This window comes from Streptomyces sp. NPDC054866, from assembly GCF_053610745.1.
The window spans coordinates 1077075-1097082 of sequence record NZ_JBSGZA010000003.1 but is presented as its reverse complement, the minus strand read 5'-3'; the positions used below and the strand labels follow the sequence as shown (position 1 = coordinate 1097082).

18 protein-coding genes are annotated in these 20008 nt (G+C 70.5%); 13 read left to right on the top strand and 5 right to left on the bottom strand.

Translation table 11 applies throughout. The features are described 5' to 3' along the window. The 3 genes from ACWGI2_RS20425 to ACWGI2_RS20415 all read left to right on the top strand — a co-directional run bounded on the left by ACWGI2_RS20425 (position 1) and on the right by ACWGI2_RS20415 (position 2063). Positions 1-651, top strand: a complete 651-nt coding sequence (locus ACWGI2_RS20425; RefSeq protein WP_160507266.1) for an AIM24 family protein — start codon at positions 1-3, stop codon at positions 649-651. An 8-nt stretch (positions 652-659) separates the two neighbouring features. Further along, complete coding sequence (locus ACWGI2_RS20420) at positions 660-1466, top strand: AIM24 family protein (RefSeq protein ID WP_453696786.1); 807 nt, start codon at positions 660-662, stop codon at positions 1464-1466. A gap of 120 nt (positions 1467-1586) precedes the next feature. Further along, complete coding sequence (locus ACWGI2_RS20415) at positions 1587-2063, top strand: MarR family winged helix-turn-helix transcriptional regulator (RefSeq protein ID WP_160507265.1); 477 nt, start codon at positions 1587-1589, stop codon at positions 2061-2063. 3 nt (positions 2064-2066) lie between these two features. Here ACWGI2_RS20415 and ACWGI2_RS20410 read toward each other — a convergent pair whose 3' ends face one another. Together ACWGI2_RS20410 and ACWGI2_RS20405 are read right to left on the bottom strand one after the other, a co-directional pair. Continuing rightward, complete coding sequence (locus tag ACWGI2_RS20410; protein WP_453696664.1) at positions 2067-3515, bottom strand: sensor histidine kinase; 1449 nt, start codon at positions 3513-3515, stop codon at positions 2067-2069. Next, entirely contained in the window at positions 3512-4177 is a 666-nt protein-coding gene (locus tag ACWGI2_RS20405) for a response regulator transcription factor (protein ID WP_453696662.1), read from the bottom strand. Before ACWGI2_RS20405 ends, ACWGI2_RS20410 begins: the two co-directional genes overlap by 4 nt. Positions 4178-4326: 149 nt before the next feature. Here ACWGI2_RS20405 and ACWGI2_RS20400 point away from each other — a divergent pair, with 149 nt between their 5' ends. Beyond that, entirely contained in the window at positions 4327-5007 is a 681-nt protein-coding gene (locus ACWGI2_RS20400) for a PepSY domain-containing protein (RefSeq protein ID WP_453696660.1), read from the top strand. A 303-nt stretch (positions 5008-5310) separates the two neighbouring features. On the opposite strand, the gene meaB is transcribed toward ACWGI2_RS20400, so the two are convergent. Both meaB and ACWGI2_RS20390 read right to left on the bottom strand, forming a co-directional pair. Continuing rightward, on the bottom strand, positions 5311-6267 hold the full coding sequence (gene meaB / locus ACWGI2_RS20395) for a methylmalonyl Co-A mutase-associated GTPase MeaB (RefSeq protein ID WP_453696658.1): 957 nt from the start codon (positions 6265-6267) through the stop codon (positions 5311-5313). Between the two features lie 63 nt (positions 6268-6330). Beyond that, a complete protein-coding gene (locus tag ACWGI2_RS20390; protein ID WP_453696656.1) occupies positions 6331-7533 on the bottom strand; it encodes an acetyl-CoA C-acetyltransferase in 1203 nt (400 codons plus the stop codon). A 137-nt stretch (positions 7534-7670) separates the two neighbouring features. Here ACWGI2_RS20390 and mce point away from each other — a divergent pair, with 137 nt between their 5' ends. From mce to ACWGI2_RS20350, 8 genes are all read left to right on the top strand, one after another. Next, positions 7671-8111 (top strand): methylmalonyl-CoA epimerase, encoded by a 441-nt coding sequence (gene mce, locus ACWGI2_RS20385; RefSeq protein ID WP_160507259.1) that lies wholly within the window; start codon positions 7671-7673, stop codon positions 8109-8111. A 305-nt stretch (positions 8112-8416) separates the two neighbouring features. Beyond that, positions 8417-12301, top strand: a complete 3885-nt coding sequence (scy, locus tag ACWGI2_RS20380) for a polarized growth protein Scy (RefSeq protein ID WP_453696655.1) — start codon at positions 8417-8419, stop codon at positions 12299-12301. Between the two features lie 182 nt (positions 12302-12483). Beyond that, a complete protein-coding gene (locus ACWGI2_RS20375) occupies positions 12484-13419 on the top strand; it encodes a coiled-coil domain-containing protein (RefSeq protein WP_344529168.1) in 936 nt (311 codons plus the stop codon). Positions 13420-13497: 78 nt separating this feature from the next. Next, the gene (locus ACWGI2_RS20370; RefSeq protein WP_453696654.1) at positions 13498-14490 is read left to right on the top strand and encodes an ABC transporter ATP-binding protein; all 993 of its coding nucleotides are present in this window, start codon (positions 13498-13500) and stop codon (positions 14488-14490) included. Between the two features lie 3 nt (positions 14491-14493). Beyond that, positions 14494-15264: an ABC transporter permease gene (locus ACWGI2_RS20365; protein WP_160507255.1), complete on the top strand. Its 771-nt coding sequence runs from the start codon at positions 14494-14496 to the stop codon at positions 15262-15264. A 17-nt stretch (positions 15265-15281) separates the two neighbouring features. Continuing rightward, positions 15282-16103, top strand: a complete 822-nt coding sequence (locus tag ACWGI2_RS20360) for a hypothetical protein (RefSeq protein WP_453696652.1) — start codon at positions 15282-15284, stop codon at positions 16101-16103. Between the two features lie 124 nt (positions 16104-16227). After that, a complete protein-coding gene (locus ACWGI2_RS20355) occupies positions 16228-17388 on the top strand; it encodes an ABC transporter ATP-binding protein (protein ID WP_453397950.1) in 1161 nt (386 codons plus the stop codon). Between the two features lie 116 nt (positions 17389-17504). Further along, entirely contained in the window at positions 17505-18341 is an 837-nt protein-coding gene (locus ACWGI2_RS20350) for an ABC transporter permease (RefSeq protein ID WP_453398119.1), read from the top strand. Positions 18342-18366: 25 nt separating this feature from the next. Here ACWGI2_RS20350 and ACWGI2_RS20345 read toward each other — a convergent pair whose 3' ends face one another. Further along, the gene (locus tag ACWGI2_RS20345) at positions 18367-18699 is read right to left on the bottom strand and encodes an ATP/GTP-binding protein (RefSeq protein ID WP_453696650.1); all 333 of its coding nucleotides are present in this window, start codon (positions 18697-18699) and stop codon (positions 18367-18369) included. Positions 18700-18910: 211 nt separating this feature from the next. Here ACWGI2_RS20345 and ACWGI2_RS20340 point away from each other — a divergent pair, with 211 nt between their 5' ends. After that, a complete protein-coding gene (locus ACWGI2_RS20340) occupies positions 18911-19963 on the top strand; it encodes an LLM class flavin-dependent oxidoreductase (RefSeq protein ID WP_453696649.1) in 1053 nt (350 codons plus the stop codon). Positions 19964-20008 lie beyond the last annotated feature (45 nt).

Sequence of the window (20008 nt, the reverse complement as noted above, 5' to 3'; positions counted from 1 at the left end):
ATGCCCTTCCGGGAGATCAACTCGAAGATGGTCGAGGCGACCGTCCTGCCGGGCCAGCGCCTGTTCAGCCAGCGCGGCGCCATGCTCGCCTACAAGGGAGATGTCGCCTTCACCCCCAACATCCAGGGCGGACAGGGCGGTCTGGCCTCCATGATCGGGCGCCGGGTGGCCAACGAGGCGACGCCCCTGATGACGGTGGAGGGCAGCGGCACCGTCCTCTTCGGGCACGGCGGCCATCACATCCAGGTGATCAGCCTCACCGGAGACACCCTCTATGTGGAGGCGGACCGGCTGCTCGCCTTCGACGGGACGCTCCAGCAGGGCACGATGTTCATGGGCTCGCAGGGCGGCGTCATGGGCATGGTCCGCGGACAGGTCACAGGGCAGGGCCTCTTCACGACCACCCTCAAGGGGCAGGGCGCGGTCGCCGTCATGGCGCACGGCGGGGTCATCGAGGTGCCGATCACCCCGCAGCGCCCGGTCCATGTCGACCCGCAGGCGTATGTGGCGCACCACGGCGACGTACGCAACAAACTCTCCACGGCGCTCGGCTGGCGCGACATGGTGGGGCGGGGCTCGGGCGAGGCGTTCCAGCTGGAGCTGTCCGGGAGCGGTGCGGTGTACGTCCAGGCGTCGGAGGAGAAGCTGTGAACCCCTCAATGCCCGCGGGGGTGCCCGCGCCCCTCGATCCGATGACACTGCCGAGCGACGACAGCGTGAACGCGTACACCTTCTGCGTGGAACTCAAGGGGAGCCAGTGGTTCCTGCAGAAGGGGAAGATGATCGCCTACTACGGGTCGATCGAGTTCAACGGCATCGGACACGGCCGCCTGGACCGCCTGGTGCGCACGAGTTTTCATTCGCCCCTGCACGCGAGCGACTGGGTGGTGGCCGACGGCCAGGGCAAGATGCTCCTCGCCGACCGGGCCTTCGACGTGAATTCGTACGACCTCGAAGACGGCAACCTGACCATTCGCTCGGGCAACCTCCTCGCTTTTCAGCCAACTCTCGCGCTGAAGCAATCCATCGTTCCGGGCTTTCTGACCCTGATCGGAACCGGAAAGTTCGTGGCCGCGTCGAACGGCCCGGTGGTGTTCATGGAGCCGCCGATCCGGGTCGATCCACAGGCCCTGGTGGGCTGGGCCGACTGCCCCTCGCCCTGCCATCACTACGACCATGGGTATCTGACCGGAGTCATCGGCGGCGTACGGGCACTGACCGGGATCGGCGGAACCTCAGGCGAGGAGCACCAGTTCGAGTTCGTGGGGGCCGGGACGGTGCTCCTGCAGTCCTCGGAGGCGCTCATGGCCGAGCAGGCGACGGGCGCGGTGCCGCAGCAGGCGGGCGTGCCGGGCGGCCAGGGCGGCCAGGCCGCACCGGGCCAACGCGGTCAACACGGACAGCAGCCGGGGCAACCGCGCCTTCCCGGACAACTGGGGGACCTCCAGCGTCGCTTCGGCCTGTGAGCGGTAGTCTGCGGAGTGTGACGGCGAACGTCTGTGCCCCTCCGTCACCCGGGGGGTGAGAGGCGCGTGTCACACACCGACATTCGTTCACCTTTCAACTTCTTAGGTAGAATCGATTCCATGGAGACCGAGACGGCCCCGCAGTGGCTGACCAACGAGGAACAGTGCGCCTGGCGCACCCACGTGGAGGTCAACAGGATGCTGACATATCAGCTCGAGAAGGACCTCCAGCCGTTCAACCTGACCATGAACGACTACGACATCCTCGTGCATCTCTCCGAATCGGAGGAGAAGCGGATGCGTATGAGCGATCTCGCGGCCGCCACACTGCAGTCCAAGAGCCGCCTTTCCCATCAGATCACCCGCATGGAGAACGCGGGCCTGGTCCGCCGGGAGAACTGCGAGTCCGACCGGCGCGGGCTCTACACCGTCCTCACGGACGAGGGCATGGAGACCATGCAGCGGGTCGCCCCGCACCACGTGGCCTCGGTCCGCCAGCACTTCGTCGACCTGATCTCTCCCGAGGCGCTCGGCGAACTCCACAAGGCCCTGACCCCGATCGCGGAGCACCTCCGGGCCCAGCGGGGCAAGCCCTGACCCTCACCGCGCGGCGGCAGGGACCCTGAGCTCGAAGAGCGCTCCCCCACCGGGAGCCTCCCGGACCGTGAGGGTCCCGCCGTGGCGTGCGGCGACATCGCGCGCGATGGCGAGGCCCAGACCCGCCCCGCCGTCATCCCTGGTGCGGGCGTCATCGAGGCGGACGAAGCGCTCGAAGATCCGGTCGCGTTCACCCTCCGGTACGCCGTTTCCGTCGTCGGAGACCTCAAGAACCGCCCACGCCCCCTCGGCGCGGGTGGTGACGGTGACGTGCGAGCGCGCGTGGCGCTGCGCGTTGTTCACGAGGTTGCCGAGCACGCGCGCCAACTGGCTCCGGGAGCCGGTGACTTCGACGCTCTTCAGATCCATGCGGACGTCGACCTGGTCCCGCGTGCGCTGCGAGAGCTCCTCGCGCGCCAGGGCCGCCAGGTCCACGTGCCCACCGCCCGGCTTCTCGCCCGCGTCGAGCCGGGCGAGGAGCAGCAGGTCGGCGGCCAGCTCCTGAAGTCGTACGGTGTCCTCGACCGCACCGTCCACGTCCAGCAACTCCGGGTGGGCCGCGCCCACTTCGAGCTGCGTGCGCAAGGAGGCGATGGGGCTGCGCAGTTCGTGCGAGGCGTCGGCCACGAAGCGGCGCTGGCGTTCCACCGAGCTCTGCAGGGCGGCGAGCGTCTCGTTCGTCGTCGTGGCCAGGCGGGCGATCTCGTCGTGCGTGTCCGGCTCGGGCACGCGGCGCGCGAGATCCTCCGACGCGGTGATCGCCTCCATCTCGGAGCGGATCGCGTCCACCGGGCGCAGGGCGCGGCGCGTCACCAGCCAGGTCACCAGGGCGATGACGGCGAGGAGCAGCGGGAAACCGATGAGCATGGACGTCAACGCCGTGGACACCGCGCTCTGTTGGGCGGCGAGTGGTGCGCCCGCGTGGACGGTGAGATCGCCCTTCTTATCGACGTTCACCTCGACCGCGGCGAAGCGGTAGTCCTGCGTCTCGCCGTCGATGGTGGCGGAGCCGGAGGTACCGTCCGGCGCGTCATCGGAGATCTCCCCGGGTTCAAGCGCTTCGCTCTCGCTCTCGCTCTCGTCGTCGTCATCTCCCTCGCTCTTGGGAGGCGTGGCCGCCGGCTGGGGCTTCACCGGCTTGACGGCGTCGACGCCCGTGCCGCTGATGCTCTCCAGGTCCTCGCTGGCGGCGACGAGCCGTCCGTCGCCGTCCACGACCTGGACCGGCTGGTCGTCGTTGTCCAGATCCAGATCGCCGTACGCCGTGTTCGCGGCGAGCTGCGAAGCCACCCCGCGGGCGGCGGACTGGGCCTGACCGTTCGCCTGGTCGGTCAGGTTCGCGCGCAGCGAGAGCAGGACGGCGGCGCCGGCGGCGACCAGCGCGACGGCGACGACGAGGCTGGCGCCGATCGTGGCGCGGGCCCGGACGGAACTGAAGAAGCGCTTCGTCACCGGGGGGCCTCCAGGCGGTATCCGGCGCCGCGCACCGTCTTGATCAGCGGCGCCCCGAGCTTGCGCCGCAGGGCGCTGATGTACACCTCGACGATGTTCGGGTCGCCCTCATAGGCGAAGTCCCAGACGTGCTCCAGGATGTCGCCCTTGGAGACGACCTCGCCCGTGCGCAGGACGAGCTGCTCAAGGACGGCGAACTCCTTGGCGGTGAGCGTGACTTCGTCGTCTTCTCGGAAGACGCGGCGCGCCGCGGTGTCGACTTTGAGGTCGCCGAGGGTGTGGACGGGGGACGGCCCCGCGTTGCCGCGGCGGCGCAGGAGCGCCTTCACACGGGCAACGAGCACCACGTACGAGAACGGCTTGGTGAGGTAGTCGTCGGCGCCCGTGTCGAGCCCTTCGGCCTCGTCGTACTCGCCGTCCTTGGCCGTGAGCATCAGGATCGGTACGTCGTGACCGGTGGCCCGCAGGGTGGAGCAGACGCGGTAGCCGTTCATGCCGGGCAGCATGATGTCGAGGATGACCAGGTCGTACGTCCCCTCGCTCGCCCGGTGCAGTCCGTCGACGCCGTCGTGCACGACGTCCACGGCGTAGCCCTCGGCCGTCAGGCCCTTGGCGAGCGACAGGGCGAGCCGCTTTTCGTCCTCCACGATCAACAGGCGCATGCGTTCAGGGTCCCAGAGCGAACCTGAAGAGTTCTTCAGGCGGCTTCAGGCTGGCTTCAGGGTCGCTCAGCCAGATTGGTCCTTGTCGAAAGCGAACGGCAGCGGCGGCCTACGGGCCGCACAGCCAACGTCTCGGGAGGAACCCCCTTATGAAGCGCAACATCGTCATCGCCACCGTCGCAGCCCTGGCCCTGGCCGGGGGCGGTACGGCGACAGCGCTCGCTGCCACCGGCGACGACGACTCGTCGGCCGCCGCCAAGAAGTCGAGCGTTCAGCTGAAGGACAACGACCGTGACGACGACCGGGACGACGCCGAGGAGAACACCGCCGAGGTGAAGGCCGCCAAGGTGACCGCGGCCGACGCGATCAAGGCGGCGCTGGCGAACCAGTCCGGTACGGCGGTCTCCGCCGAGCTGGACGACGAGGACGACGGCGGCCTGGTCTGGGACGTCGACGTGCTCGGCAAGGGCGCCACGTGGCACAGCGTCCAGGTGGACCCCGGCACCGGCAAGGTGCTCGGCTCGCACACCGAGCAGGACGAGGACGGCGACGCGAAGCGCGTGGCCGCCGCCCTGAAGGGTGCGTCCACCTCGGCGGAGGACGCGGCGAAGGCTGCCGCCGCCAAGGGCACGGTCACGTCCGTGGACCTGGACGACGATGGCACCGTCGGCGCCTGGGAGGCGGAGACCTCCGGTGCGAAGGGTGCGGAGTCCGACTGGAAGGTGGACCTGCAGTCGGGCAAGGTCACGGCTGACAAGTCGGACAGCCACGATGACTCCGACCAGGACTCGGACGACAACGACTCGGACGACGACGGCTCCGACGACTGACGGGTCCCCCTCCGTCGTCAGCCCCACCGCCCCGCAGGGATTTCCCTGCGGGGCGGTTCGCGTCGTGGGGGCGGGGGTTGTCTTCCGGCTACGCCCTGAACCGCCGCTTCGCGGCGGACTTTTTCCCGCCCACCCACCCGATTACCCCGGAGTAATGGGTGGGTGGGCGGGAAAGTCTCGCCGCGAAGCGGCGGCTAGTGCGACCGCGGGCCCAGCCAGGCATCGGAGCAGCGAAGCACCCGACCGCCGGGGCAGCCAAGCCCCAGAGCAGCGGAGCACCCCGCAGCCACCGCAGAGGTCACCTCACCCCGAGGTCAAGCTCGCGACCAGTTCGTCCGCCGCCGCGTAAGGGTCCAGCTCCCCGGCCACGATCCGCTCCGCCAGAGCGGACAACCTCGCGTCCCCGTGCAAGTCCGCGATTCGCTCCCGCAAGGCCGTGACCGCGATGGTCTCCACCTCGCGGGCAGCCCTCGCCGCCCTGCGGTCCGCCAGGACCCCCCGCTCCTCCATCCACGCCCGGTGCTTCTCCAGAGCTTCGACGACCTCGTCGATCCCCTCGCCCCGCGCGGCCACCGTCTTCACGATGGGCGGTCGCCAGTCCCCCGCCCCGCGGGACTCCCCGAGCCCCAGCATGTGGTTCAGCTCGCGTGCGGTCGCGTCCGCGCCGTCCCGGTCCGCCTTGTTGACGACGTACACGTCACCGATCTCCAGGATTCCGGCCTTCGCCGCCTGGATCCCGTCGCCCATCCCGGGGGCGAGCAGCACCACCGACGTGTCCGCCTGCGAGGCGATCTCCACCTCGGACTGGCCCACGCCGACCGTCTCGACCAGGATCACGTCGCAGCCCGCCGCGTCCAGTACGCGGATCGCCTGCGGAGCCGACCACGCCAAGCCGCCCAGGTGGCCCCGCGTCGCCATGGAGCGGATGTAGACCCCGGGGTCGGACGCGTGCTCCGACATGCGGACCCGGTCGCCGAGCAGCGCGCCCCCGGAGAAGGGGGACGAAGGGTCGACGGCCAGGACGCCGACCCGCTTGCCCGCCCTGCGGTAGGCGGACACCAGCGCCGACGTAGAAGTCGACTTGCCGACACCGGGAGATCCCGTGAGGCCCACCACGTACGCATGGCCCGCCAGCGGAGCCAGCGCCGCCATGACCTCGCGGAGCTGCGGTGACGCCCCCTCGACCAGTGAGATCAGCCGGGCCACGGCCCGTGGCCTGCCCTCGCGGGCCTGTGCCACCAGGGAGGGGACGTCCTGCATGTCAGACAGCTCCGTTCCAAGACGTTTGCGAGACGGGGAAGGCTTGCACGTGCGAAGCGGGCGTCAGGCCTTCGCCACCTTCACGATCAGCGCGTCCCCCTGCCCGCCGCCACCGCACAGCGCGGCCGCGCCCACGCCACCGCCGCGCCGCTTCAGCTCAAGGGCGAGGTGCAGGACGACGCGTGCGCCGGACATCCCGATCGGGTGACCCAGGGCAATGGCTCCGCCGTTGACGTTCACCTTTTCCGAGGACACCCCGAGGTCCTTCATTGACTGCACGGCGACCGCGGCGAACGCTTCGTTGATCTCGATCAGGTCGAGGTCCGCGACGTCCAGGCCCTCCTTCTTCAGGGCGTGCTGGATGGCGTTGGACGGCTGCGACTGGAGCGAGCTGTCCGGGCCCGCCACGTTGCCGTGCGCCCCGATCTCCGCGATCCAGTCAAGGCCGAGCTCCTCGGCCTTGACCTTGGACATCACGACGACCGCAGCGGCGCCGTCGGAGATCTGCGAGGCCGTGCCCGCCGTGATCGTGCCGTCCTTGGCGAAGGCCGGGCGCAGCTTTCCGAGCGACTCCACGGTCGTCTCGGCCCGGATGCCCTCGTCCTGGGAGAAGAGGACCGGTCCGCCCTTGCGCTGCGGGATCTCGACCGGGGTGATCTCGGCCTCGAAGATGCCGTTCTTCTGGGCGGCGGCGGCGCGCTGGTGCGAGGCGGCGGCGATCTCGTCCTGCTCGGGGCGCGCGATGCCGAGGCGGGTGTTGTGCTTCTCCGTGGACTCGCCCATGGCGACGTTGTCGAAGGAGTCGGTGAGGCCGTCGTACGCCATGGAGTCGAGCATCTCGATGGCGCCGTACTTGACGCCCTCGCGCGACTTGGGAAGGACGTGCGGCGCGTTCGTCATCGACTCCTGGCCGCCGGCGACGATGACGTCGAACTCGCCCGCGCGGATCAGCTGGTCGGCGAGCGCGATCGCGTCGAGCCCGGAGAGGCACACCTTGTTGACGGTGAGCGCGGGGACGTTCATGGGGATGCCCGCCTTGACGGCGGCCTGGCGTGCCGGGATCTGCCCTGCCCCGGCGGTGAGCACCTGGCCCATGATCACGTACTGCACCTGGTCGCCGCCGATCCCGGCCCGGTCGAGGGCGGCCTTGATCGCGAAACCGCCCAGGTCGGCGCCGGAGAAGGACTTCAGGGAGCCGAGCAGGCGGCCCATGGGCGTTCGTGCGCCCGCGACGATCACTGAGGTGGTACCGGTCGTTCCAGACATGTGCCACGGCCCCTTGGGAGGAGGAGTTAATGAGGGTTTACTTGAATGTACTGAGCGGTACGCCGCCCGTCATCGGGCGTTAGGTGTGATCGCGCGCACGTTGCGTAATCACCGCCGGAAGGGCTGCACTTAAAAACATGCTGACGCGAATCGATCACATCGGGATCGCCTGTTTCGACCTCGACAAGACCGTCGAGTTCTACCGGGAGACATATGGCTTCACGGTGTTCCACACCGAGGTCAATGAGGAGCAGGGGGTGCGCGAGGCCATGCTCAAGATCAATGAGACGGGTGACGGCGGCGCTTCCTACCTGCAGCTCCTCGAACCCACTCGCGATGACTCCGCCGTGGGCAAGTGGCTGGCGAAGAACGGCGAGGGCGTGCACCACATCGCTTTCGGCACCGCGGACGTGGACGGCGACGCCGCGGCCATCAAGGACAAGGGCGTACGCGTCCTTTACGAGGAGCCCCGCATCGGGTCCATGGGATCCCGCATCACCTTCCTGCACCCCAAGGACTGTCACGGTGTGCTGACCGAACTCGTCACCTCGGCAGCCCAGGAGTCACCGGAGCACTGACCTCCGCATACTTGGGCCGGTAGGGTTGGGGGCGGCCGTCCGAAGTTTGGGCGGCCGGCCGTCCGTACGCTGGGCGGCAGCTTGCCGGGGTCCGGGTTTCGGGGGACGAGCGTCAGGGCAGCAGCCCAAGCTCTGCTGTTGATCTGACACCATTCCCCTTGGGCCCCGTTCGGCGGATGGACAGGGCTCGTACGAAACTTGCGACCAGAGCGGGGGCCTCCCTGCTCGATCGAAGTGCAGAGCTTGGAGTGGGGTCTCCCCTGCTCGAACGCAGTTGAGAGCTTGGGGAAGGATGGGACCGCGCAGTGCGGGGCTACGAACGCCAAGAGAGCTCGCGGGCTGAGACGGACCATCTTTCGCGGTTCGAGGCCGAGATGGACCGGCTGAAGACCGAGCGAGAGAAGGCTGTTCAGCACGCCGAAGACCTCGGCTATCAGGTCGAGGTGTTGCGCGCCAAGCTGCACGAGGCGCGCCGTAACCTCGCGTCCCGCCCTGCCTATGACGGCGCGGACATCGGTTACCAGGCCGAGCAGTTGCTCCGTAATGCCCAGATCCAGGCCGACCAGCTGCGCCAGGACGCCGAGCGGGAGCTGCGCGACGCCCGTGCGCAGACCCAGCGCATCCTCCAGGAGCACGCCGAGCAGCAGGCCAGGCTCCAGTCCGAGCTGCACTCCGAGGCGGTGTCACGCCGTCAGCAACTCGACCAGGAGCTGTCCGAGCGCCGCCAGACCGTCGAGTCGCACGTCAACGAGAACGTGGCGTGGGCCGAGCAGCTGCGGGCGCGCACCGAACAGCAGGCGCGCCGCCTGCTCGACGAGTCACGCGCCGAGGCCGACCAGGCTCTGGCCGCCGCCCGCGCGGAGGCCGAGCGCGTGGCCGAAGAGGCCCGCCAGCGCCTTTCGAGCGACGCCGAGGCCGCCCGCGCCGAGGCCGAGGCCATCCTGCGCCGGGCCCGCTCGGACGCCGAGCGCCTCCTGAACGCCGCGTCCACGCAGGCGCAGGAGGCCACCGACCACGCGGAGCAGCTGCGTTCCTCCACGGCCACGGAGTCCGAGCAGGCGCGCCGTCAGGCCACCGAGGCGAGCCGGGCCGCCGAGCAGCGCATGGCGGAGGCCGAGACGGCTCTGCGCGAGGCGCGCGCGGAGGCCGACAAGGTCGTCACCGAAGCCAAGGAACTGGCGGCCAAGCAGCTCTCGGCAGCCGAGGGCGCCAACGAACAGCGCACGCGCACCGCCAAGGAGCAGGTCGCCCGTCTGGTGGGCGAGGCCACTAAGGAGGCCGAGGCCACCAGGTCCGAGGCCGAGCAACTCGTCGCCGACGCCCGTGCCGAGGCCGAGCAGCTGATCAAGGAAGCCGCCGAGAAGGCGCGCACGATCACCGCCGAGGAGACCGCGGGCCAGCTCGCCAAGGCCGCGCGCACCGCGGAGGACGTACTCGACAAGGCGTCCAAGGACGCCAAGGAGACGACGAAGGCCGCCACCGAGCAGGCCGAGCGGATCCGCAGCGAGGCCGAGGCCGAGGCGGACCGGCTGCGCGCCGAGGCGCACGACATCGCCGAGCAGCTCAAGGGCACGGCGAAGGACGACACCAAGGAGTACCGCGCCAAGACCGTCGAGCTGCAGGAGGAGGCGCGCAGGCTGCGCGGCGATGCCGAGCAGCTGCGGGCCGACGCGGTCACCGAGGGTGAGCGGATCCGTGGCGAGGCCCGGCGCGAGGCCGTCCAGCAGATCGAGGAAGCGGCCAAGTCCGCCGAGGAGCTGCTCGCCAAGGCGAAAGCCGACGCGGACGAGCTGCGGTCGGCGGCCACCGCCGACAGCGAGCGGATGCGCACCGAGGCCATCGAGCGCGCGACGAGCCTGCGCAAGCAGGCCGAGGAGACCCTGGAGCGCACCCGCGCGGAGGCCGAGCGGCACCGCGAGGAGGCCGCCGAGCAGGCCGAGGCCACGAAGACCGAGGCCGAGGACGCCGCGCGGGCCCTGCACGAGGAGACCGAGCGGGCGATAGCGGCACGTCAGGCCGAGGCGGCCGACGAGCTGACGCGCCTGCACACGGAGGCCGAGGAGCGTCTCGCCTCCGCCGAGCAGGCGCTGACCGACGCCCGTGCGGAGGCCGAGCGCATCCGCAAGGAGGCGTCGGACGAGACGGACCGCCTGCGTTCGGAGTCCGCCGAGCGGATCCGCACCCTTCAGTCGCAGGCCGAGACCGAGGCCGAGCGGCTGCGCACCGAGGCCGCCGCCGACGCGTCGCAGGCGCGCGCCGAGGGCGAGAACGTCGCCGTGCGGCTGCGTTCGGACGCCGCCGCCGAGGCCGAGCGGCTCAAGACGGAGGCCCAGGAGTCGGCCGACCGGCTGCGCTCGGAGGCCGCAGCCGCCGCCGAGCGCGTGGGCGCGGAGGCCGCCGAGGCGCTGTCCGCAGCCCAGGAGGAGGCCGCGAGGCGTCGCAGGGAGGCCGAGGAGACCCTCAGCTCCGCGCGCGGCGAGGCCGACCAGGAGCGCGAGCGGGCCCGCGGGCAGAGCGAGGAACTCCTCGCGTCCGCACGCAAGCGCGTCGAGGAGGCGCAGGCCGAGGCCGTCCGCCTCGTCGAGGAAGCCGACCGCAGGGCGACCGAGATGGTCTCCAGCGCCGAGCAGACCGCCCAGTCCGTACGGGACTCCGTTGCGGGCTTGCAGGAGGCCGCGCAGGAGGAGATCGCGGGCCTGCGCAGCGCCGCCGAGCACGCGGCGGAGCGCACGAGGACCGAGGCGCAGGAAGAGGCGGACCGCGTCCGCGCCGACGCGTACGCCGAGCGGGAGCGCGCCGCCGAGGACGCCACCCGCACCCGGCGCGAGGCGAACGAAGAGACCGAGGCCGCCAAGTCCCTTGCCGAGCGCACCGTTTCGGAGGCGATCGCGGAGGCCGAGCGGCTGCGTTCGGACGCCTCCGAGTACGCCCAGCGTTCGCGTACGGAAGCCTCGGACGCGATCGCTTCGGCCGAGCAGGACGCGTCCCGCACCCGCGCCGACGCCCGCGAGGACGCCAACCGCATCCGCAGTGACGCGGCGAGCCAGGCCGACCAGTTGATCGGAGAGGCGCGCAGCGAGGCCGAGCGGCTGCAGAACGAGACGGTCGCGGAGGCCGAGCGGCTCAAGGCCGAGACGACCGCCGAGGCCGAGCGGGTGCGCTCGGAGTCGGTGGCCAAGGCCGAGAAGCTCATCTCGGACGCGACGGGCGACGCCGAGCGGCTGCGCGCGGACGCCGCGGAGACGGTCGGCTCCGCCCAGCAGCACGCCGAGCGCATCCGGTCCGAGGCCGAGCGCGTCAAGGCGGAGGCGGCGGCCGAGGCCGAGCGGCTCACCTCGCAGGCCCGGGACGAGGCCGAACACACCCTGGACGAGGCGCGCCAGGCGGCCAACAAGCGCCGCTCCGAGGCGGCCGAGCAGGTCGACACGCTCATCACGGAGGCGGCGGCCGAGGCCGAGAAGCTGACGAGCGACGCCCAGGAGAAGGCGCTCAAGGCGACCACGGAAGCGGAGGCGCAGGCCGACACGATGGTCGGCGCCGCCCGCACGGAGGCCGACCGTCTTGTCTCCGAGGCGCGCGTCGAGGGCAACTCCCTGGTGGAGAAGGCCCGTACGGACGCGGACGAACTGCTCGTCGGCGCCCGCCGGGACGCGACGGCGATAAGGGAGCGCTCCGAGGAGCAGCGCGACCGCCTCACCGCGGAGATCGAGGAGCTGCACGAGCGTGCGCGCCGCGAGTCCGCCGAGGCGATGAAGACGGCCGGTGAGCGCTGCGACGCCCTGGTGAAGGCCGCGGAGGAGCAGCGTGCCGAGGCCGAGGCGCAGGCCAAGGAGCTGGTGTCGGACGCGAGTTCCGAGGCCGGCAAGGTCCGCATCTCCGCGGTGAAGCGGGCCGAGGCGCTGCTCAAGGAGGCCGAGACGAAGGTGGCCGAGCTGGTGCGCGAGGCCGAGCGCGTCAAGGCGGAGGCGCAGGCCGAGGCCGAGCGGACGGTCGACGAGGGCAAACGCGAGCTCGAGGTTCTCGTCCGGCGCCGCGAGGACATCAACGCCGAGATTTCCCGTGTCCAGGACGTGTTGGAGGCGTTGGAATCTTTTGAGGCCCCATCGGTCCCCGGCCCCAAGGATGGTGGCGTCAAGGCCGGTGCGGCGGCGGGCTCGACCCGATCGGGTGGCAAGCCGTCCGAGGGCTAGCCAAAGAACATCTCGCGTGCTTTGTAAGGACCTTCGGCACTGTCGCTGGCAAGTACTCCGGCGGTTAGCCACTCAAAAGGGGTGTCATTCTCCAGATCAAACGGGCATCTGCTCGATGACACGCCGCTTGGACCCCTAGGATTCCCCCTATCACCTCACCGGTCTCATTCGACAGGAACCCCATGAGCGACACTTCCCCCTACGGCTTCGAGCTTGTGCGGCGTGGGTACGACCGCGCTCAGGTGGACGAACGTATCTCCAAGCTCGTCTCCGACCGTGACAGCGCTCTTGCTCGTATCACTGCTCTGGAAAAGCGCATTGAGGAGCTGCACCTCGAGACGCAGAACGCGCAGGCGCAGGTAGCCGACGCCGAACCGTCGTACGCGGGCCTCGGTGCCCGTGTCGAGAAGATCCTCCGCCTCGCCGAGGAGGAGGCGAAGGACCTGCGCGAGGAGGCTCGTCGCGCAGCCGAGCAGCACCGCGAGCTCGCCGAGTCGGCGGCCCAGCAGGTGCGCAACGACGCCGAGTCGTTCGCGGCCGAGCGCAAGGCCAAGGCGGAGGACGAGGGCGTCCGGATCGTCGAGAAGGCCAAGGGCGAGGCGGGCACGCTGCGCAGCGAGGCGCAGAAGGACGCTCAGCAGAAGCGCGAGGAGGCGGACGCCCTCTTCGAGGAGACCCGCGCCAAGGCCGCCCAGGCCGCGGCCGACTTCGAGACGAACCTCGCCAAGCGCCGCGAGCAGTCGGAGCGTGACCTGGCCTCGCGTCAGGCCAAGGCCGAGAAGCGCCTCGCGGAGATCGAGCACCGTGCGGAGCAGCTTCGTCTCGAGGCGGAGAAGCTGCGTACGGACGCGGAGCGTCGCGCTCGCCAGACCGTCGAGACCGCTCAGCGTCAGGCCGAGGACATCGTCGCCGATGCCAACGCCAAGGCGGACCGGATCCGGAGCGAGTCCGAGCGGGAGCTCGCCGCTCTGACGAACCGTCGGGACAGCATCAACGCCCAGCTCACCAACGTGCGCGAGATGCTGGCCACCCTCACGGGTGCGGCCGTCGCCGCGGCGGGTACGCCTGCCGAGGACGAGCCGGTCTCTCGTGGAGTTCCCGCTCAGCAGACGCGTTGAGCGCGTAGCCCTCTCGGGACGCTTTCAGAGCCCTCTGCCCAAGTGGCAGGGGGCTCTGTCCCGTTTTAGCGTGGCCGCATGATCGAGCTCGAGGGGCTGACCAAGCGGTACGGCGAGAAGCTGGCCGTCAACGACCTCACCTTCACCGTGCATCCGGGCATCGTCACCGGCTTCCTCGGGCCGAACGGCGCCGGCAAGTCCACGACGATGCGGATGATGCTCGGGCTCGACAACCCCACGGCAGGGGCCGCGCGTATCGACGGCAAGCGCTACGCCCAGCTGAAGGACCCCCTCAAGTACATCGGCGCCCTGCTCGACGCCAAGGCCATGCACGGTGGGCGCAGCGCCTTCAACCATCTCCTGTGCCTCGCGCAGAGCAACGGCATCCCGCGCGCCCGCGTCCACGAGGTCCTGGACACCGTGGGCCTGACGCAGGTCGCCAGGAAGAAGGCCAAGGGCTTCTCGCTCGGCATGGGCCAGCGGCTCGGCATCGCGGGCGCGCTGCTCGGTGATCCCGAGATCCTGATGTTCGACGAGCCGGTCAACGGGCTCGACCCGGAGGGCATCCACTGGATCCGGAACCTGATGAAGTCCCTGGCCTCACAGGGGCGTACGGTCTTCGTCTCCTCCCACCTGATGAGTGAAATGGCGCTGACCGCCGACCACCTCGTCGTCATCGGGCAGGGCCGGCTCCTCGCCGACACCTCCATGGCGGACTTCATCCACCAGAACTCCCGCAGTTACGTCCGGCTGCGCTCCCCGCAGCGCGAGCGTCTCCTCGATGTGCTGCACCAGGAGGGCGTCACCGCCGTCGAGGCGGGCAACGGCACCCTCGAAGTCGACGGCACCCCCTCCGAGGACCTCGGTGAGCTCGCCGCCCGCCATCAGCTCGTACTCCATGAACTGAGCCCCCAGCGGGCCTCGCTGGAAGAGGCCTTCATGCAGCTCACCGCGGAGTCGGTGGAGTACCACGCGCACGCCGACCACGCGGGCCCCGGCGCCGCCCCGCCGCCCCCCGTGCGGGCCGCGGGCTGGGGCGAGAGCTGGCAGCAGCCGAAGAAGGGGTCCTGAGCGATGGCCGCGACGCAGGTACTGAAGTCGGAGTGGACCAAGATCCGCTCCGTCTCGTCGACCGTGTGGACGCTGGGTCTCGCCGTGGTCGTCACGGTCGGGCTCGGCCTGCTGATCAGCATCCTGGCGAAGAACGACTACGACAGCCTCAACGCCCAGGACCGCAGGGTCTTCGACCCGACCTTCACCAGCTTCGCCGGGATGAGCCTCGGCCAGCTCGCGATGATCGTCTTCGGTGTGCTCGTCGTCTCGAACGAGTACAGCACCGGCATGATCCGCACCTCGCTCTCCGCTGTCCCGCAGCGCGCCACCTTCATGGCGAGCAAGGTCGCGATCGCCACGCTGCTCTGTCTGGTGGTGGGCCTGGTCACGAGCTTCATCGCGTTCTTCGTGGGTCAGGCGATGCTCGGCGAGCACAAGGCGCTGATCGGCGATCCCGGCGTGCTGCGTGCGGTGATCGGCGGCGGGCTCTACATGACGCTCATCGCGATGTTCTCGATGGGCGTCGCGACGATGCTGCGCAGTCCGATGCTGTCCCTTGGCATCCTGATGCCGTTCTTCTTCCTCATCTCCAGCATCCTGGGCAACGTGTCGGCGACGAAGAAGATCGGCCGCTTCCTCCCCGACCAGGCCGGCAGCAAGATCATGCAGGTGAAGACGCCATTGGACGACGACACCCCGTACGGGCCCTGGGGCGGGCTCGGGATCATGGTGGTGTGGGTCGTGGTCGCACTGATCGGCGGCTACGTCCTACTGAAGAAGCGGGACGCCTAGTCCCACGAGGGGGTGTGATGGCGCAGGACCTGAGCCTGGCCGCGCTCGGCCTCGACGTCGTGCCCGCGCTGCAACCGCTGGCCTATCCGGGGCGGCCGGTCCTCTCGCCCTCCCTCCTGACCGGCGACGAGCTCCTGCCCCTCGGTGTACGTCCGCTGCCGCTCGGGCAGTGGCACGTGGCGGGACGGACTCTCGACGAGGCGCTGGCCGGGCGCGGTCAGGCCCCCGTCGGCCGCCGGTGGCCCGTCATCGCTGTCGGGTCGAACGCCTCGCCCGCGCAGGTCGCGTACAAGCTCGTGCGGCGCGGCATCGCCGCCGCCGTGCCGATGGTCCCGGTGCGGGTGCGCGGCATCGCCGTGGGCTGCTCGGCGCACATCGGGCGGGCCGGTTATGTGGCGGCGGCCCCCTACTTCGATCCGGTGATCGAAACCTCCCTCGTCGTGAGCTGGCTCGATCAGGACCAGCTCCGGGCGGTCGACGGGACGGAGTTGCCCAACTACCGGCGGGGGCTCCTTCCGGGCGACTTCGCGATGACCATGCCGTCCGGAGAACGGCTCGACGGCGCGTTCCTCTACGTCAGCGCGCGCGGCGTCCTCGCCGCCCCCGGCACCGGACTGCCCCGGCCCGGGGGCGGCCACCAAGCCACGCTGCTCGCCTCGCTGATCGAGGCGTCACCGCGCCTGCGGGACCTGCTCGGCCCCGATCCGGCGAGCTGGGTGCGGAAGGCGGCCACCGACCGTGCGGTGCGCGAGTCCGGGACCCGCATCTTCGCCGAGGAGAGCTGGGTCCTGCGGCAACCAGGCTTGCTGCCGGATGCCGAAGGGGCGATCGGGCTCTGACGGATGCCTGGCCCGGAAAGATGCAGCACCCGCTCTTGGCTGGAACCGTCAGCTCCCCGATATCCTCCTAACCCTTACGGGGGCGTGTGCCCCGACGTCCTGAACCATTCGATGGGTGCGGAGAATGATCGAGGCAGTCGGCCTGACAAAGCGCTATGGCGCCAAGACAGCCGTGTACAACCTTTCCTTTCAGGTGCGACCCGGCACGGTCACCGGCTTCCTGGGCCCGAACGGCTCCGGCAAGTCGACGACCATGCGCATGATCCTCGGGCTCGACCAACCCACCACGGGCCAGGTGACGATCGGCGGCTACCCGTACCGCAAGCTCCCCAACGCCCCCCGCCAGGTCGGCGCGCTGCTCGACGCCAAGGCGGTGCACGGCGGCAGGCACGCCCGCAACCACCTCCTGTGCCTCGCGCAGCTCTCCGGCATCCCGGCCCGCCGGGTCGACGAGGTGCTCGGCGTCGTGGGCCTCCAGGACGTGGCGAAGAAGCGCTCCAAGGGCTTCTCGCTCGGCATGGGCCAGCGCCTGGGCATCGCCGCCGCCCTGCTCGGCGACCCGCAGGTGCTGCTCTTCGACGAGCCGGTCAACGGCCTCGACCCCGAGGGCATCCTCTGGGTCAGGAACCTGATGAAGTCCCTCGCCGCCGAGGGACGCACGGTCTTCGTCTCCTCGCACCTGATGAGCGAGATGGCGCTCACCGCCGAGCACCTGATCGTGATCGGCCGCGGGCAGATGCTCGCGGACATGAGCGTCAAGGACTTCATCTCGCACAACTCCGCCGACTTCGCCCGCGTGCGTACGCCGGAGGGTGACGTCCAGCAGCGCGAGAAGCTGTCGGCCGCGCTCAGCGAGGCGGGCGGCCAGGTCATGCCCGAGCAGGACGGCGCGCTGCGCGTGACCGGGCTCCCGCTCCCCCGCATCAGCGACCTCGCGCACGGCGCCGACGTCCGCGTGTGGGAGCTCTCCCCGCACCAGGCCTCACTGGAAGAGGCGTACATGCGGATGACGCAGGGCGCCGTCGACTACCGCTCGACGGTCGACCAGCGCGCGGGCCTTCAGCAGCAGCTGCCGCCGGGCGCGATGCCGCAGCAGCCGATGCCGGTGCCGGGACAGGGCCAGCCCGGGTGGTACGCACCGCCGCCGCCCCAGCAGGGCGGCCAGCCGTTCGCGATGCCGCAAGGGGCCCCTCAGGGCCCCGCGCAGGGTGCCCCCAACCCTTACGCGGCCGCCGCCGCACCTGAGATGACCAAGAGCGCCAACGACAACGAGGATGCCCGATGACCACGCCTCCGACTCCGCAGCCGCAGGCGCAGCCCCAGCAGGCGTACGCACAGGCAGGCGCTCCCCCGCAGGGCGCCCCGATGCCGCAGGGCGCTCCCATGCCGCAGGGCGCTCCGATGGCTCCCCCGCCGGCCGCCCCCGCGCCGCCCTCCGCCTGGCAGCAGGCGATGAACAACGCCTACACCTCGCCGATCCCGGTCAAGAAGACCCACCTCGGCAACGCCCTGGCCTCCGAGTGGACGAAGATCAAGTCGGTCCGTTCGACGATGTGGACCCTCGGCGTCTTCTTCCTCCTGGTCGTCGGCATCGGCCTGCTCGTGGCCGTGAACACGCAGGACCGCGACTACGCGGACGTGCCGTTCACGATCCCCGCGTTCTTCGGTCTCGTGCTCGGCCAGATCTGCCTGATCACGCTCGGCGTCCTGGTGACGTCGTCCGAGTACGGCACGGGCATGATCCGTACGACGTTCACGGCGTCGCCGCAGCGCTATCGCGTGCTCGCCGCCAAGATCCTGATCTTCTTCGTGATCGCCTTCGTCGTCGCCGCGGGCTCCGTCCTCCTTGTGGGCCTGATGACGTCGGGGATGCACAGCGGCCCCGAGGCGGGCGACGTCGACTGGGCGGGCACGGTCCTCAAGGGCGGGCTCTACGTCTCGCTCCTTGGCGTCCTCGCGCTCGCCGCCGGATCGATGCTGCGCCACTCCGCGGGCGCGATCACCGCGATGCTCGGCGTGGTCCTCGTACCCGCGATCCTGCCCGTGTTCCTGATGATCTCCGAGGGCACGCGCCCGCTCGGCGAGAAGATGATGGACTACAACGCCATCAACTCGCTCGCCAAGATCTTCGAGATGGACGGGACGGGCGGCGGCACCTCGCAGCTGCTGCTGCTCGTCGGCGTGACGGCGGCCGCGATCGTCGGCGCCTTCGCCCTCCTGGAGAAGCGCGACGTGTAACCGCCGCCGGGATCCTCTGTACTCCTCAGTACCTCGGCGCGTTACGGGACCGCTGCACCCGCGTGGTGCGGCGGTCCTTCGCGTTCCAGCAGGCCTTGTGCCAGTGTCTGCGCTCGTCGACGCCCGAGTGCTCGGGCCAGGCCACCACATGCGCGACCCCGGAGGGGATCTCCTGGTCGCAGCCGGGGCAGCGGTAGCTCTTGCCGGCCGCGCTCGCGCCCGCGACGTGGCGCAGGCTCCACTGCTCGCCCTGCCAGCTCTCGGTGGACTGGAAGCCGCCGTAGCGGCCCGTCGGTTCCCCGTCCGTGCGCGGGCTGTCTACTCCGGCGCCCTTCGGGCGGTTGCGACGCGGGGACACGGGACACCTCACGGGATGTACGGGGGCCAGGGGTGAGTCCAGCCTACGCGGCGCGGACACGGGTAGGCGTCCTGCACCAACCCCCACAGATCCCCCCTGCATTTCGCAGAAAATCCGTCAATCTTCATGCCAAGCCGTGCCTTTGGCACGTGTCATGCGTTGTTGCCCGTAGGGGGAGTGCCTGCGTCGGCGCCAAGGAGGCAGGAGTGCGATGCGTGTAGGTAGTTTTGTTCTGGCCGCCCAGTTCCCGGGACAGGGGCAGGGAGAGGCGCTGCACCGTGCGGTGCGGTCCGCCGAGGTGGCCGAGGAGGCGGGTCTCGACTCGGTCTGGCTCGGCGAGCACCACTTCGTGCCGTACGGCACGTGTCCGTCCGCCGTGACCCTCGCCGCGCTGCTTCTCGGGCGTACGCGGCGCATCCGGGTCGGCACCGCCGTGAGCGTCCTGCCGACCGTTCATCCCGTCGCCCTGGGCGAGCAGGCGGCGCTGCTGCATCTGACGTCCGGCGGGCGCTTCTCGCTGGGCGTGGGGCGCGGCGGGCCGTGGGTGGACCTGGAGGTCTTCGGGTCGGGCCTCGACGCGTACGAGAAGGGCTTCCCGGAGTCGCTCGATCTGCTGCTGCGGTGGCTGAGCGAGCCCCGGGTCGCGAGCGATGCGGACCGCTTCCCCTTCCGCGAGGTCGCCGTGGTGCCGCGGCCGCAGGAGGCGCTGACCGGCACCGGCGAGGGCACCGGGGGGACGGCTGAAGGCCCCGAGGTGATCGTCGCCTGCACCTCGCCGTCCAGCGTGCGGCTCGCGGCGGAACGCGGGCTGCCGATGCTGCTCGGCATGCACGTCGGCGACGAGGAGAAGGCCGAAATGGTGGCGTTGTGGGGCAGGCACGCGCGCGCCGCGGGGCGCACGCCGGAGGAGGTCCTGCGGGCCTCGCACGTCTCGGCCGGGGTCGCGCAGATCGCGGACCGGCGCCTGGACGCGGCGGAGACGCTGCAGAAGGCGATGCCGGGCTGGCTCAAGCAGGGGCTCGACGCCCATGTCACGGTCGACGGCCGCGCACGGGCCATGCGGGACCCGCTCGCGTACACGGAACTGCTCTGCGGACTGCATCCGGTGGGCACCCCGCAGCTGTGCGCCGACCGGATCGCGGCGACCTCGGAGCGCACGGGGATCACACGCTTCGCGCTGCTTGTCGAGGGCTCGGGCGACCTGGCGACGACGGAGGAGAACGTCCGCAGGCTGGGTGCCGAAGTGCTGCCCCAGCTCTGCTGAGCCGCTGAGGCGGGGAGCTGCCGCTCCGGTACTAGAACACCTCCC

Bases quoted from the DNA above. Each gene is read 5' to 3' on its own strand.
- ACWGI2_RS20425 (WP_160507266.1), top strand. From the start codon at position 1: ATGCCCTTCCGGGAGATCAACTCGAAGATGGTCGAGGCGACCGTCCTG.
- ACWGI2_RS20420 (WP_453696786.1), top strand. From the start codon at position 660: ATGCCCGCGGGGGTGCCCGCGCCCCTCGATCCGATGACACTGCCGAGC.
- ACWGI2_RS20415 (WP_160507265.1), top strand. From the start codon at position 1,587: ATGGAGACCGAGACGGCCCCGCAGTGGCTGACCAACGAGGAACAGTGC.
- ACWGI2_RS20405 (WP_453696662.1), bottom strand. From the start codon at position 4,177: ATGCGCCTGTTGATCGTGGAGGACGAAAAGCGGCTCGCCCTGTCGCTC.
- ACWGI2_RS20400 (WP_453696660.1), top strand. From the start codon at position 4,327: ATGAAGCGCAACATCGTCATCGCCACCGTCGCAGCCCTGGCCCTGGCC.
- meaB (WP_453696658.1), bottom strand. From the start codon at position 6,267: ATGCAGGACGTCCCCTCCCTGGTGGCACAGGCCCGCGAGGGCAGGCCA.
- ACWGI2_RS20390 (WP_453696656.1), bottom strand. From the start codon at position 7,533: ATGTCTGGAACGACCGGTACCACCTCAGTGATCGTCGCGGGCGCACGA.
- mce (WP_160507259.1), top strand. From the start codon at position 7,671: ATGCTGACGCGAATCGATCACATCGGGATCGCCTGTTTCGACCTCGAC.
- ACWGI2_RS20375 (WP_344529168.1), top strand. From the start codon at position 12,484: ATGAGCGACACTTCCCCCTACGGCTTCGAGCTTGTGCGGCGTGGGTAC.
- ACWGI2_RS20370 (WP_453696654.1), top strand. From the start codon at position 13,498: ATGATCGAGCTCGAGGGGCTGACCAAGCGGTACGGCGAGAAGCTGGCC.
- ACWGI2_RS20365 (WP_160507255.1), top strand. From the start codon at position 14,494: ATGGCCGCGACGCAGGTACTGAAGTCGGAGTGGACCAAGATCCGCTCC.
- ACWGI2_RS20360 (WP_453696652.1), top strand. From the start codon at position 15,282: ATGGCGCAGGACCTGAGCCTGGCCGCGCTCGGCCTCGACGTCGTGCCC.
- ACWGI2_RS20355 (WP_453397950.1), top strand. From the start codon at position 16,228: ATGATCGAGGCAGTCGGCCTGACAAAGCGCTATGGCGCCAAGACAGCC.
- ACWGI2_RS20350 (WP_453398119.1), top strand. From the start codon at position 17,505: ATGGCTCCCCCGCCGGCCGCCCCCGCGCCGCCCTCCGCCTGGCAGCAG.
- ACWGI2_RS20340 (WP_453696649.1), top strand. From the start codon at position 18,911: ATGCGTGTAGGTAGTTTTGTTCTGGCCGCCCAGTTCCCGGGACAGGGG.